This window comes from Desulfovibrio sp. (assembly GCF_047607245.1).
Lineage (GTDB): Bacteria > Desulfobacterota > Desulfovibrionia > Desulfovibrionales > Desulfovibrionaceae > Desulfovibrio.
Genome location: NZ_JASGDK010000181.1, coordinates 1 through 11,881 on the forward strand (window position 1 = coordinate 1; position 11,881 = coordinate 11,881).

Consider the following 11,881-nt stretch of genomic DNA (forward strand, 5'->3'; position numbering starts at 1 on the left):
AGTATCAGCCCTTCTTTTTCAAGAGGGCCGGGAAGCCCCAGGATAGGTATGCCAATGGCTTTGGCCATGCCCACCAGTACCGCGGAGTCCTTGCCGGATTCTCCGTAATAGACAACGAGGTCAGCAGTGGCGCAGGCCTTTTCACAAAATTCTGAGATGAGGCAGGTTTCCCCTACGTCCATTTTCCTGCGCCGATCATCTAGCGGCATGGAAAGTCTTGGGGCGAACTGAGTCCAGTCAATCGCGGTCACGCCGGGCATCAGACGCAATTCGAGATGGAACAGCTTCACGGCATGCAAATTGCGATAGGACGATACGGTAAAAACCTTGAAAAGGTCGTTGGCAGTCATTGGAGTCTCTCCTGATTACCCGGGGTAAGGCCAACCGGGCTAGCTACGGAGTGCCCCCAGGATGCTCGGTCCTGCAGCATTTTTTCCACTCGCGCCATGAGTGATATTTCCATCCCATCCACAACTTTGCGGGTGTGCTGACCAAGAGCCGCGCATGCCGATGGATTGAGGCCGAAAATATCGTCAACAACATTGAACGCACTGCAGCGGGACAACCCCGACATACCTCCAAATGTGTCAATTATTTTTTGCGCGTGATCCAAGCCTGTCTGAGAGCCGAGCCGATAAACATCCAACAAGTATTCCCGCGCGATGGCGCACGAGCTAGCGCAGTCCGCAGGCTGTTTGCGCCCGCACCAAAGACGGCACTTGCGTTGTGCCTCCCATTCTTTACCGAGGAAAATTGTTTGCCGGTTCATGCCCGGAGTAATTTCAATCAGACCGCGCATGTGCTTGACCACGGCTCCAAATGTACGGTTATACTGAGCGCAGGTAACGTGATGCAGAGCGCGGAAGAAAAGATATGTAGTGTGGTCGTTTTCGGAAAATGCGCCCAAGGCATCAACGGACGCATAGGCAATGCTCCACGGGGCGTGAGGCCCATCAGAGTGAGCCTGACGCCGCGCCCACCCATTGAGAGCCGTCATGGCGTATGAGTCACAGAGGGCGCAAAGATTTCTCTTGCGTGGACCTGAGAGGCCGCACTTGTTCGCACAATGGAGATCGCCGCAATTATATGGGTATGCCGTCATGACTGCTGCCCCTTCTGTTCTTGGGCAAATTTGCGGGCCATACGCCTCAGGCGCAGCCACGGGAGAACCTGTTCGTACACAGCCAAGGCCAAGAGCGTGAAGGCAAGAACAAGATAGAGAGGCAGGCTCATGACGCGACACCTGTGCGGCGTTCGGCAGCCAGCTTGTCTATGATGGTCAGCAGGCGGCGAGCCTGCCAGTGGCGAATGCGGGCATAGGGGTGTTCATCTCTGGCCCGAACTTCTTCCATCAGGCGACGGTCTGCGGGGGTGAACAAATTAGGGAGCATGCGTTCAGCGCGCAAAAAGTACTTACCCATTTTGCGCCTCGCAATGTTGCCGTTTGTGGCGGGGCATAAGAAGCGGCAAAATTGCGAGGATACCCCGGTGCGTCGTTGAAACGTCATGACGCTGCCCGCCGACGGTGACGTAATAGGTGTTGAGACGCTGCGCCCCTGAACCGGGCTTGACATTGGACTGAGGGTTGAAATAGATTCTCGGCATGCTATTGCTCCTTCGGGAGTTTGACCCCTGGCTGTTGGCGCAGCCGGGGGTTCTTTTTTGGCTAGTCGCGTTGTGCCATCCGGGCCAACTCCATAACCTTGAGAATTGCCGTTAGCGCCTCTTGCCCATCACGGCCTATGCGGTGCAGCTCATCCTGCGTCACAGAACCGTCTTCAAGGGCTCGCGCCACCTGAGTCATAAATTCACCAAATTCTTTCACGCATTCGACCAGACCGCGCGTCAGGCCATGTGCAGGAATGGCGCAAGGAGACAGCTCGACAAAAACACCACCAAGCTCTTGAGCCATGAAGTGTATGGGTGCGCGCCCATCACTGGCTTTCATGAGCCGCAGCATTACTTCTGCACCGAGCTTATGCCCAGGTTGCTGTGACAGCTCGCTCATGAGGGCGGGATACTCTTTGCCTACAATACCTGCCAAAATTTCGGCTTTTAAGCCGTTGGGGGCATTTTTTGTCATGCCCCGACAGATCTCTACCAGTGTGGAATCCTTCACGACTTCTCTCCTGTGGTAAGCAAGGGGCGCGTTTCCCCCTGCCAAGCGGTGGTTTGCACTACATCGCTGACACCCTGCAGCCGGGGATTACCTCTTGAGTATTTTTTACCCATACGTAATTCGGCATCTGCTTGCGCTCTCTCGTTCAAAAGAGACAACAGCGTTAAAAAATCTCCTGTAGTATCAATGCCCAAGGCCGGGCATATGAGGGCAGCAGGAGCACCCGGCGCGTTCGCGCTATACAGGCGGTACAGGTAAGCCACGTCAGAAATTTGCAGAACGTCCAGAGAGTGCTTGCCGCTTTCCCAATTCTTGAGCAGGCGGGCAGCGAGGCCGGAACCAAAGCACAACCAGCTTGCCTGAACGCCAAAGACGGGCACAGAGCCTTGCCGCTCCTGTTCTGTCTTGACGATAGCAAGCAAAGACAGTGTATTGGATGATGATTTGCTTTTTGAGGTTCGGCTAGACATGCTAAGAGCCTCATTAGATTAGCGTGGTACAGGACGCAAAAAAACGATACATAAGATAACACCTACGCGCCTATGGCTCTCCGTTCCTGCTGGCACATCCCGGGGAGATTGGGTATTTTAGTACGCGGGCCGGGTTTTCTGTCTTTGCCCTTGGGCAGCAAGTCAACAGGAAAGCCCAAAGATACAAGCACCCGGTGGTGCCTTATGGGGATGGTCGCGTTTCTGAGCATCTTTTGCACACACTGCTCAGAAACATCCAAGTGCGGAGCGAGAAACCTGTAGGTAACGTCATGCTCAACCATCCATTGGCGCAGCTCAAAAAGGCGGCTATGTAAGTCGGTTGCCATGATTTTTCATCCCTGCTATTGGGTTTAGATATTAGGTTGTCATTCAAGTATACTTAGCTGTTGGCATCTGAATACCTAGATTTTAGGATTATGTCAAAAGCTAAAACCTAAAAAATAAAATTATAATCCTAGAAAATGAAATTATGAAATTATTTGAAAGGATAAGAAAAATTTCAAAGCACAGTTTTGGCTCTGATAAAGCCTTAGCGGAAGCTTTAGATATTCCACAAAGTACTTTCAGCGCGTGGCTTAATGCTAAGCGTCAAGACAACCTTTGGCCGCACTTGGAAAAAATCTCTGCGCTGCGCCCTGACCTCAGGCGCGAATGGCTCTATTTTGGTGAAGAGCCAATGCTTAAAACAGATGCTGACAACGCCACAGCAGCACCTGCGCTTACAGCTTGCCCTGATGACGCTCTTGCCCGCATTGCCGCACTAACAGGCATCAACACGCATGACGCCCTACAACTGCAACTGGTTTTTGGTGTGGATTATTCGGAAATTCGCCCTTGGTTGTCGCGGTATTTTGCGGCCCGGCAGGCGTTAGCCGAATGGCGAGACCAAGGGGCGAAAGAAAGCGACATACCTGAACCACTCGCGTCCATTCCTGACGCATGGTTACACCATTTTTGGCTGCATTATGGACCCAATCCGGGTTGGATACAGTATGGAAAACACGAACACAGCGCCTCTGCACCGATGCTCATGCCAAGCCCGTTGAACGCTGAATTGGAACGCCTGCGCGCGCAGCTCGTTGCTGCGGAGCACAACGTTCATGAGTTACGCGATCAATTGGGAATGAAGCCTGAGGAAGAAACCCCTCAGAGAATCGCTGCCCGCATGCCGCGCACTGCCCCTGGCGAGAGTTAAGGGGGCCGATGCAGTAGCTTCAATTGTTTCGTAAACACGTACAAAACAAAAAGTCCTACCGTTTCCGATAGGACTTTTGTTATTTGATATATGCTGGTCAGCTATTTTTTTACAAACTGAAGCACCCGTGCTTTTTGCTGCACAGGCCTCAATTTTTCAATCATTTCTGGCGAAATTTTCTGAATTGTCAGCAGAGATACAAGCTGCTCTTCTGTAAGGCCTATCTCATCGGCAAGTTTATCCAGTGTTACTTCACCAACAAGCAGGCCTAGGGCATCTTCAAGAAGCGAAGGCAAGGGAGGGGTAAACTCTCCCGGTTCATTCTTGTTGATCTCTTGCCGTGCCATGCTGATAAAAGCATTCGTGTATTGCCGTTCAGACATCACGCCAAGTTGTTTTGCCCGATAGATCGCAGCCTTCATGGAAACGTGCCAGTATTTTTTTACAGACAAAAACTGACTGCAGCTATAGCGATTGGGACAGTCAGACATGAATGTCACCTGTGGCATGAGAAAGGCGGAAGCAAACCTGTTTGCGCCGCGTTCAATCAATACGTCTCCTGATGGATTGTTTTCATCCAGCAGCAGGTGAGCAAATTCGTGAGCATAGTCAAATTGCATGCGGCTTGCAGGCGAATCGCCAGCAATCATGACGCAGGGGCGCTCATTCACCCAGGTTGCAAAGGCGTCCAGCACTGCGCATTCTGTTGGAAGCAAAACAATGCGCACACCGATGGATTCAAGCAATTCGGCCATATTCAAAATAGGACCGAGCCCAAGGCCCAGGGCCTTTCTGATCTCTACTGCGTACAACTCAAGCTGACGCTCAGATGGCCTTGCACCGGTGTGCGGCTCAAATCCCACTTCAGGAAAAACAATGCCACGCTGCTCCAAAACATCATACAGTGCCAGCACGTCTTGGGCGAACCGGGCAGCCCTATACCTGTCTGTTTGCGTTACAGAGCGATTGGCCCTGAAATGACAAGCTTCCATCCGCAAGGTAGGCGCAGCCGAAATAATCGAGGTTAAATAAACTGCGGGCACCTCAAGAACTTCAACAAGCTTTTCAAACGTCTCAAATGAAAGGCCACATTTACCCGACTCATATTGCGAGACGGAACTGGGTTTTTTATCCAGCAATTCAGCAAGGCGCTTTTTTGTAAGCCCCATTCGCTCACGCGCCAGGCTTATGCGCGCTGGATCCAGATGTTGAAAGTAGTAATGAAGAGATTTCCCTGTAGTCATGGCTCTGCCTCCAATGCCCTGCGACAGGGGTCACACGTGGGTGAGGAGTAAACCTCACTCAGATAATCATTTTATTGCCGCTTGGTCAGGCTGTTCAACGCCCTGCCGTATGGCCTGTTTTTTCTCTATCTGCTCAGGGGGCGATTTTGTATCACGCAACTCGGTTTTTGCCAAGTGTTGGGCAACATCCCTGTGAACCTTGGGTTTGCGGGGAGCCTCCGGAACTGGTGCCGCAAGTGGCTCTTCTTCACTGTCATACAGCGTTGCAACCGTAAGGGCTTGGCAGGATCGCGCACCAGCTGGCACAAGTATATCAAATGTGATTTTTCCAATGCCATTGTCTTCGTCCAGATCAACACCAATGGTGTACTCACCCTGGCTTACGGCAGATTGCTTAAGCTGCTCAGATAAGAAGCATTGATTCTGTGTTATTGGAGATCGCAAAAGTTTTTTAATACCTTTTGCGGACCGCGGCCGACGAGTATTTTTATCAACTCTGGCCATAAAAAATCTTATATATTGGCCAGAAATACTAGCAGAAAGCTCAAGAATGTTTGAGTAGATTCTGCATTTGAAGAAAGATTTTCCGCTTCGACAAAGTCGCGCCACCCTCCGGAAGGAGCCCTCCCAGAAAGCACAACCGACTATGTAGTTCGTGTAGTTGAGATCTCCCTCCGGGGTAATGCCAACTTCATACACCGTGATTGCGTCAGATCCTGAATCAAGCAGGAGCGGAACAATCTCTTCTTTAAGTTTTTCAAAAAGCAGTGGGTCCAGATCAGCAGGGTTGAGCATTTTTACTCCTATGAAGTACAGATTTGTTTATTGCTTTTATATGAATAAAATGTAAAAAACAAGTATAAAAATTAAGTGAAGATAAAAAAATCCCTGGCCATGAAGACGCCTGAACACTTGGCCAGGGCGCCCTACCCCTTGCACGGACCGTGCTTACGGTTGATTGTTGTTGGCTGCGTTGTGCGTGGCGTACGCCCTGCGTGATCGGCAAGTCCTAACATTCTTAGGAGCTACTGCTTAAGGGCAGGCCTTCGGAATGTCCTTCGCTGGCACGGAGGCTGTGAGCAAAATGAAGAGCCAACAAACTCGCCAGCCCGACGCTGCATGACAGCCCCCTCACGCGCGGCAGCCTCATGACTGGAAACCTGCGGGCCGCGCCAGCCGGAAATCGGGTCACGGAAGGCCCCGGCATCACGAGACGCACCGGGCACAAAATGGGCCGTAGATATGGGACGGCCTGTTACGTCAACAAGACCGCTCATCAGCGCACCGTCCTGCATGTTATACGTTTCAGACCGCTCCCAGAGTTGAGGGCGCAAGCTGGCGTTCAAGGTATGAAAGCTGGGCACGGATTTCAGACACGTTCTGCCGCGTAAGGGTGCGCCCGTCGATGGTATAGGATTGCCCCGCAGAGGCCGCTTTATAGGCGGCCTTCCACAGGGCAATAAGCTGAAGGAGTTCTTCGTGCTTCCAAATAGACATGCCATGCTAATATCATGACGAAATTAGCATGGCAGCCCCGAACGGGGAACAGAAGGAACTAAAGGGAACTAATGGTACAAAATATTTTTAGTGTTGAAACAGCGTTAAATGTCAAAATTAGAGCATTCTTGAAAAATACAGGTAATTTCTTTTTCTGTAGTAAAGAGGTGGTCAAACCCACTCGACAAGATTATTTTATATTTATAGCTACCACAGTCGATTAGCATATATCTATCGTGAATGTTTGAATAACTTTTTGTTTTAATTCTAAATTTTTGCAGTATACCAAGACCGGTAAAATATTTTTGCAGTGCAGAAAAATTTTTTCTAAATTGTGCCCGAGTCGTTTTGCTTTTCTTGGCCTTATGTTTAGAGAAGACACAGCGCTCTGCATAACAGAGAATTTCAGTTCCACTGTCTGGCAAAATTTCTTCAAATCGGCAAACTTCTCTTTCAATGGCACTATAAAGGTATTTATCAATCAAGCTGATACTTTTTGAATTACAACATAGATGTTTTATATGTCTTATCATCTCATCCCTAGACTCTCCAGTTCTGCAAGTCATCGCATAATGTGTATTGAGTTTTGCTGTATTTATGTTGGCGTGTGGGACTTGATCTTTGTTGTCAGAGAGAATAACTCGATGCACAGTTTTAAGCGAAAGATCTTCTAGAGTTTCATCTTTTATAGCTATACTAAGATAACGCGGAAGCAAGTCATCTACCACTTCTTTAGGCAGATGGTCTTTACATCTCACTATTTGTTGAGCATTTGTAAGATGTGGAAGTTTTATTCTTGAGAAAAGGTTGAAATAGACATCCTTATCAATAGATGTATCTACGCCATTAAGGCGAAATTTTTCAAATACTGTAAAGAGGCTGTCAGATAGAACAAGTTTGTGTGTGCTACTCACAGGCCAAGCTCCATCAACTGTTGGACGCTCACGTCAAAAAAGCCACCGGGAAAAGATATTTTTTTACCGTTGTCATCTATATAGTAACCGTCATTACCAATACGTATTTTTTGAAATTGTGTATTTTCATCTTCTTTGTAGTGAATGACAATGTCATCCTTGGAAATTTTCTTTTTGTAAACCTGATAGCGAAGGCTGTTTATCAGATGTTCACAGTGTGTTTCAATAATAAGCTGTATTTTTTTACTGGCCAAAAAGCTAAAAAATTCGCCCAAACGGGATTGTGCTTTGGGGTGGAGGTGTATTTCAGGATTTTCAATTATAACTACATCGCCAGGCTTTGCCAAAAAGCATAATATCAAAACTTTTACCAAAAAGCTCATGCCTGTTCCCACATTGAAGGGGTTGACTTCCCCAAGCTCTTTTTGCTGGAAAAAAGTTTTACACACATCTCCCGTTACAATCTCAGCTAAAAATGAATTTCTCGATTCAGTAATATATGATTGCCAGCAGTTTACAGCAACTGGCGTGGTAAGAATTACACCAAGCTGACTCTTTATTTCTTCTGAAAGGTCATTGCGAAGTTTTTTGTCAAAAAAAAGTTTGCGTAAAGAGTCAAACACCTTAAGTCTTACGAGTTTATTCTCTGGCTCAAGAAAGTTCTGAAGATTGATTACGGCGTTAATAGTTTCATTAAACATGTGATCATTCTGGCATAAACCAAACAAGTAATCGCAGTCTTCGAAGGTGGGTTCAAAGTTAACTTTTTGAGCAAGTCTTATTAGGTATGCCCCAAACAAAAATTCTCCTCTATCACCAACTTTATATTCTCTAGAAAATCTTGATAAATCTTCTATTCCGATACGATTACTAGATAAATAATACAAACTCTCTTCAAACTCTAAATTTTCTTCATGCATATTATCAAAGTTACTATTTGAGCATGTATACGTTTCTGTTTCATCTGATAAGTCAAATTGAAAAGGAATATCTTGATACTTACTTACCGCATTATACATACGCTCTTTATTTTTAGGATTGCAGTTTCTTGCAGCAATCAAAATAGACTGAAGTACAGTTGATTTACCCGAGCTATTTTTACCAGCCAGAATAGTCAGTTGGCCAAATTCAAGCTTTTCATCTTCAAGGCATTTAAATTTTTTTATATGAATATTTTTTAGCATGTGAACCTCAAGTGAAGTGCTGTGACGAAATTGCTGGCTGGTTTGTTTAGCAGCATAAAATTTGCCGCACATATGTGCAACCCAGAAAATTGCCAAAGGTCTGCATTATTTCAGGGACATTTTGAAAGGTGATCATATCCAAGGATGCCTTCACGTTGCCTCGTGCGGTTAGTTGGGAATTATAAAGGAAGCTTTGCCGCCCCACAGCCTTTCTTTTTTGGGCTGCGGGACGGCGTTTTTATACATGGCTGAAATGACAGCGCCGGGGGACCGCTCACGGCTAGTGCATTTTGAGCCTCAACCCCTCATAGTGGCTGCCGTTGGAGCGGCGGCTATGGGCAAAGTCCTGCATCACCGTACCGAAAGCGCGCTTGCCCGGCGTGTCGCCACTTTTTCCCCTGTGCCAGCGCACAAAGGCGGCATACAGTTCCGCCGCGCTCACACGGCTGCCCTCGGCCCGCTGGCAGCATTCAGCCACAAACTGGGCCACCTTGTCTTTGGCTGGAAGCGGCGCGGGTGGCGTGGCAGCCACCATACGGCACAGGATGCGAAACCAGGCCATAGCCGCAGTGCTGTCGCCCTCATCAAGCCGGGCCGTCTGCAGGGCGTCGCGCCACAGACGTTGGCGCATGGTCGGCCGCAAGGCCAGCATTTCCGGCATATGGGGCATATGAGGCATATAAGGCTGGCGCGTATTTTCCGGCAAGGCTTCTCTTGCGCCGCTGGCGGGCAAAGTATAGCCGCCTGTCTTGCGTATGCTGGGCAGCACTTCCCCGGACAGCCACTTCTGGAAAGGAAGTGCGCCGGGTTTGTCTGACCGACCCAGAAAAAAATACAGACCCTGCTCGGAAAGGAACCAAGTTTCCTTTGTTCCGAAGCTGGTGGAAACGGATTCCACCATCCTCCACTCTTCGGGCACATGCTGGACATTCTTGAATCCGTTCCACTGATAGCCCAGGGCAAGGGCCACATCCTTGGCGCAAAACCACGGCTCTCCCGCATCATCCAGCACCACGCGCAACAGGGCGCTGTCAAAGGCAAAGGGTATGCAGCTAGTTGACATGGCGCACCTCGCCCGTGACCAGCAGCGCAAGCGCGGTCGGCTCTGCCGTTTCGGTCAGGCTGTTCATGCTGTCGCGCAGCAGGCCAAGGGCGGCGTACATGCGGCCCATTTCACTGCTGTTTCCGGCGGTCAGCAAGGCGTAGTCCTGCAACAGGGCCACTGTATCAAGGCAGTTCAAAAAACGGGCATGGAATTGTTCAAGAGAAACAGGCGGCAAGGGAGATTGCATAACTGACATGGCGGGGCTCCTTGAGAACTTTCTAGGTTCACATGGCAATCCCCCCAGCGGAGATTGCCGGGCGCTAGAAACAGCTCAAGGCGCTGCGGGCTAGTTTCCCCAAAGGGGTATTGTAGTTCGCCCACACCCGGCAAATGGCAGGGTACGGCCCAGAATTTGGGCTCAAAAAAAGGCCAATTTTCGGGTTGGCGTGTCCGCCTTGATGGTGTTTCTAGCACCGTTGCAGACACGCTACCCAAAGAATTACAAGCTTGTCAACTGCCTCACTTCTGCGCCTTTGTGGACAAGGGAGGCACTGGTGGTAAAGCGTTTTGCTCAAGAATACGTTTTGCATCTGCATCGCGAATAAAGAGGTCGTATCCGGCAAGAATCATGTCGCTGACCACGTTGGCGTAATCAATGGGATTGCCAAATTTGCCACCCTTTTTGGGCGCCGGAGCAAATGTTTTGTCAAACACTGTGGCATTGTCTGCCTTGTTCACGATGATGTACTGAATGCGGTAGACCCAATCAACGGAATAGCCCAGATCATCTGCCTTGAACTCAAGCACGTTTGCATTGAGCTGGATAGGCGAGGATGGATCAAGCTGGATACCCGATTTTTCAAGCTCAAGCGCTGTTCCCCGTTTGACAAAATCGGCCACGTCAGTAGCAATGAACATTTGCCCTGCCGCTGTGTTCTGAATCTGGTTGGGCTTTTTCACCTTGCCCTCCAGATAGGGAACATAGGTAAAATTGCCCATGTCTGCCTTGCCGGTAGTGCGCACATAGTTTTGCGGCGTGTAGGAGTTTGTGGGCAGCTGTACCGCGCACCCAGAACCAAGCATAAAAGCCATAGCCAACATCAACAGGGCAAATCTTTTCATGCAGACCTCCATTATTGGGGATTATCGGCGATTATGACAGTTTTCCAAATTCTGCCCCCCCAGCATAAACAGCTGGGTTTTGTATAACGGTGCTCGGCTCTTCCAGATTGTTTGAAGGGATCACTTGTGAAAAATCATCAAGAAGTTGCAGTTTTTTAAAGAGTGATTTTTCAACCTCGTCCATTGCGGTTAAGGGCATAGGAGGGATAAAGCCAGGGCTCCCCTCACCAAAAGCAAAGCCCGCTACTGTAGCACTTTTTAACCTTGAAACAAGTTCAACGAGCGCTGGGGTTTCGTTCAAGTGTCTTTCTGTATGGAGCATTGATAAGCATATCCAGAAATGAGCCACGCATTCTGGCTTGTTAAGGTGGAATTGATATCCAAGATTGCCAAGTGAAAATGAACTATTATTCGCTGTAACAGCTATTGAACCTGAAATATTGCTGATCCTGTAAACATTCTCTTGCAAATGTGAAGAAACATTCTGTGAAAAGAGCATTCTATTGTTATTACCAATAATAATGAGAAATGCAGTAAATATTTCTTCAAAAGACAAATCATCATTCATTCTTAAAAATACAGAAAATAATTCCAAGTTTTGTATCAGTTCACGCAATGATTTATTGCCAAATAACTTCACATCAGCTGTGAGCACCTTTACGAGCCCAAGCTTCAAATAAGGCGCATCAGAAAATTTTTTACAGTACTTTTGCATTTCAGGCATTTTATCGAGCTTCATGCGAACAAATTCCTGCCTGTCCGGCTCTGGGAGCTGATAAAAAATGTCTATAAATTTACCTAGATAATTAAGACGGGTGTCAGCCCTAGGGTTTCCAGACTGAGACTGATTGCTGTTTGTTTGTGAGCTGTGTTCGCCAACTACGCAAAATGAAGGTTTTAAACCAAAGGTATGCTCAACCTGTTGCAGTAACTGCTCCCCATCAATGGCTAAAAGAAAAACAACATTGGGCACATCAAAAAGGTGTTTTATGCGCTCAAGAAGCTCAATGGCATAGTCTGGCCGGCAACGGTCAAGTTCATCAACCATGATAAAAAGTGGAAAATTTGTA

18 protein-coding genes and 1 pseudogene are annotated in these 11,881 nt (G+C 48.3%); 1 reads left to right on the plus strand and 18 read right to left on the minus strand.

The window, feature by feature from the left end:
• The 8 genes and pseudogenes from QM579_RS13265 to QM579_RS13300 form a co-directional block, all read right to left on the minus strand.
• Positions 1 to 350: pseudogene (locus QM579_RS13265) on the minus strand (translation initiation factor 2); the annotation flags it as partial.
• Positions 347 to 997, minus strand: coding sequence for a hypothetical protein (locus QM579_RS13270; RefSeq protein WP_414999604.1), 651 nt, complete (start codon positions 995 to 997; stop codon positions 347 to 349). The pseudogene QM579_RS13265 and the gene QM579_RS13270, both read right to left, overlap by 4 nt.
• 101 nt (positions 998 to 1,098) lie before the next feature.
• Positions 1,099 to 1,233 carry a hypothetical protein gene (locus QM579_RS13275; protein WP_414999605.1) on the minus strand — a complete coding sequence of 45 codons (135 nt, stop codon included), beginning with the start codon at positions 1,231 to 1,233 and terminating at the stop codon, positions 1,099 to 1,101.
• Positions 1,230 to 1,391 (minus strand): hypothetical protein, encoded by a 162-nt coding sequence (locus QM579_RS13280; RefSeq protein ID WP_414999606.1) that lies wholly within the window; start codon positions 1,389 to 1,391, stop codon positions 1,230 to 1,232. The genes QM579_RS13275 and QM579_RS13280 overlap by 4 nt, the downstream gene beginning before the upstream one ends.
• Before the next feature lie 22 nt (positions 1,392 to 1,413).
• Positions 1,414 to 1,605, minus strand: a complete 192-nt coding sequence (locus QM579_RS13285) for a hypothetical protein (protein WP_414999607.1) — start codon at positions 1,603 to 1,605, stop codon at positions 1,414 to 1,416.
• A gap of 61 nt (positions 1,606 to 1,666) precedes the next feature.
• On the minus strand, positions 1,667 to 2,119 hold the full coding sequence (locus tag QM579_RS13290) for a phage regulatory CII family protein (RefSeq protein WP_414999608.1): 453 nt from the start codon (positions 2,117 to 2,119) through the stop codon (positions 1,667 to 1,669).
• On the minus strand, positions 2,116 to 2,589 hold the full coding sequence (locus tag QM579_RS13295) for a hypothetical protein (protein ID WP_414999609.1): 474 nt from the start codon (positions 2,587 to 2,589) through the stop codon (positions 2,116 to 2,118). Before QM579_RS13295 ends, QM579_RS13290 begins: the two co-directional genes overlap by 4 nt.
• A 62-nt stretch (positions 2,590 to 2,651) precedes the next feature.
• Positions 2,652 to 2,936: an XRE family transcriptional regulator gene (locus tag QM579_RS13300; RefSeq protein WP_414999610.1), complete on the minus strand. Its 285-nt coding sequence runs from the start codon at positions 2,934 to 2,936 to the stop codon at positions 2,652 to 2,654.
• A gap of 143 nt (positions 2,937 to 3,079) precedes the next feature.
• Here QM579_RS13300 and QM579_RS13305 point away from each other — a divergent pair, with 143 nt between their 5' ends.
• The gene (locus QM579_RS13305) at positions 3,080 to 3,805 is read left to right on the plus strand and encodes a hypothetical protein (protein ID WP_414999611.1); all 726 of its coding nucleotides are present in this window, start codon (positions 3,080 to 3,082) and stop codon (positions 3,803 to 3,805) included.
• A 101-nt stretch (positions 3,806 to 3,906) separates the two neighbouring features.
• Here QM579_RS13305 and QM579_RS13310 read toward each other — a convergent pair whose 3' ends face one another.
• From QM579_RS13310 to QM579_RS13355, 10 genes are all read right to left on the minus strand, one after another.
• Entirely contained in the window at positions 3,907 to 5,049 is a 1,143-nt protein-coding gene (locus tag QM579_RS13310) for an XRE family transcriptional regulator (RefSeq protein WP_414999612.1), read from the minus strand.
• 66 nt (positions 5,050 to 5,115) lie between these two features.
• Positions 5,116 to 5,844, minus strand: coding sequence for a hypothetical protein (locus tag QM579_RS13315; RefSeq protein ID WP_414999613.1), 729 nt, complete (start codon positions 5,842 to 5,844; stop codon positions 5,116 to 5,118).
• Positions 5,845 to 6,074: 230 nt separating this feature from the next.
• Positions 6,075 to 6,326, minus strand: coding sequence for a hypothetical protein (locus QM579_RS13320; RefSeq protein ID WP_414999614.1), 252 nt, complete (start codon positions 6,324 to 6,326; stop codon positions 6,075 to 6,077).
• Positions 6,327 to 6,354: 28 nt separating this feature from the next.
• Complete coding sequence (locus tag QM579_RS13325; protein WP_414999615.1) at positions 6,355 to 6,546, minus strand: hypothetical protein; 192 nt, start codon at positions 6,544 to 6,546, stop codon at positions 6,355 to 6,357.
• Between the two features lie 104 nt (positions 6,547 to 6,650).
• The gene (locus QM579_RS13330) at positions 6,651 to 7,460 is read right to left on the minus strand and encodes a hypothetical protein (RefSeq protein ID WP_414999616.1); all 810 of its coding nucleotides are present in this window, start codon (positions 7,458 to 7,460) and stop codon (positions 6,651 to 6,653) included.
• Positions 7,457 to 8,716 carry an AAA family ATPase gene (locus QM579_RS13335; protein ID WP_414999617.1) on the minus strand — a complete coding sequence of 420 codons (1,260 nt, stop codon included), beginning with the start codon at positions 8,714 to 8,716 and terminating at the stop codon, positions 7,457 to 7,459. Before QM579_RS13335 ends, QM579_RS13330 begins: the two co-directional genes overlap by 4 nt.
• Before the next feature lie 208 nt (positions 8,717 to 8,924).
• Positions 8,925 to 9,707 carry a BRO family protein gene (locus tag QM579_RS13340; RefSeq protein ID WP_414999618.1) on the minus strand — a complete coding sequence of 261 codons (783 nt, stop codon included), beginning with the start codon at positions 9,705 to 9,707 and terminating at the stop codon, positions 8,925 to 8,927.
• Positions 9,697 to 9,945 carry a hypothetical protein gene (locus tag QM579_RS13345; protein WP_414999619.1) on the minus strand — a complete coding sequence of 83 codons (249 nt, stop codon included), beginning with the start codon at positions 9,943 to 9,945 and terminating at the stop codon, positions 9,697 to 9,699. Before QM579_RS13345 ends, QM579_RS13340 begins: the two co-directional genes overlap by 11 nt.
• Before the next feature lie 263 nt (positions 9,946 to 10,208).
• Positions 10,209 to 10,811 carry a hypothetical protein gene (locus tag QM579_RS13350; protein ID WP_414999620.1) on the minus strand — a complete coding sequence of 201 codons (603 nt, stop codon included), beginning with the start codon at positions 10,809 to 10,811 and terminating at the stop codon, positions 10,209 to 10,211.
• A gap of 31 nt (positions 10,812 to 10,842) precedes the next feature.
• Positions 10,843 to 11,881, minus strand: a 1,039-nt coding sequence (locus tag QM579_RS13355; RefSeq protein WP_414999621.1) for a P-loop NTPase fold protein, incomplete at its 5' end; no start/stop codon positions are given.

What these genes read in the sequence shown, in the direction of transcription:
- QM579_RS13350 (WP_414999620.1), bottom strand. Translation starts at nt 10,811, where the DNA reads ATGAAAAGATTTGCCCTGTTGATGTTGGCTATGGCTTTTATGCTTGGT.
- QM579_RS13305 (WP_414999611.1), top strand. Translation starts at nt 3,080, where the DNA reads ATGAAATTATTTGAAAGGATAAGAAAAATTTCAAAGCACAGTTTTGGC.
- QM579_RS13345 (WP_414999619.1), bottom strand. Translation starts at nt 9,945, where the DNA reads ATGTCAGTTATGCAATCTCCCTTGCCGCCTGTTTCTCTTGAACAATTC.
- QM579_RS13310 (WP_414999612.1), bottom strand. Translation starts at nt 5,049, where the DNA reads ATGACTACAGGGAAATCTCTTCATTACTACTTTCAACATCTGGATCCA.
- QM579_RS13270 (WP_414999604.1), bottom strand. Translation starts at nt 997, where the DNA reads ATGACGGCTCTCAATGGGTGGGCGCGGCGTCAGGCTCACTCTGATGGG.
- QM579_RS13300 (WP_414999610.1), bottom strand. Translation starts at nt 2,936, where the DNA reads ATGGCAACCGACTTACATAGCCGCCTTTTTGAGCTGCGCCAATGGATG.
- QM579_RS13340 (WP_414999618.1), bottom strand. Translation starts at nt 9,707, where the DNA reads ATGTCAACTAGCTGCATACCCTTTGCCTTTGACAGCGCCCTGTTGCGC.
- QM579_RS13315 (WP_414999613.1), bottom strand. Translation starts at nt 5,844, where the DNA reads ATGCTCAACCCTGCTGATCTGGACCCACTGCTTTTTGAAAAACTTAAA.
- QM579_RS13295 (WP_414999609.1), bottom strand. Translation starts at nt 2,589, where the DNA reads ATGTCTAGCCGAACCTCAAAAAGCAAATCATCATCCAATACACTGTCT.
- QM579_RS13275 (WP_414999605.1), bottom strand. Translation starts at nt 1,233, where the DNA reads ATGAGCCTGCCTCTCTATCTTGTTCTTGCCTTCACGCTCTTGGCCTTG.
- QM579_RS13325 (WP_414999615.1), bottom strand. Translation starts at nt 6,546, where the DNA reads ATGTCTATTTGGAAGCACGAAGAACTCCTTCAGCTTATTGCCCTGTGG.
- QM579_RS13335 (WP_414999617.1), bottom strand. Translation starts at nt 8,716, where the DNA reads ATGTGCGGCAAATTTTATGCTGCTAAACAAACCAGCCAGCAATTTCGT.
- QM579_RS13280 (WP_414999606.1), bottom strand. Translation starts at nt 1,391, where the DNA reads ATGCTCCCTAATTTGTTCACCCCCGCAGACCGTCGCCTGATGGAAGAA.
- QM579_RS13285 (WP_414999607.1), bottom strand. Translation starts at nt 1,605, where the DNA reads ATGCCGAGAATCTATTTCAACCCTCAGTCCAATGTCAAGCCCGGTTCA.
- QM579_RS13320 (WP_414999614.1), bottom strand. Translation starts at nt 6,326, where the DNA reads ATGAGCGGTCTTGTTGACGTAACAGGCCGTCCCATATCTACGGCCCAT.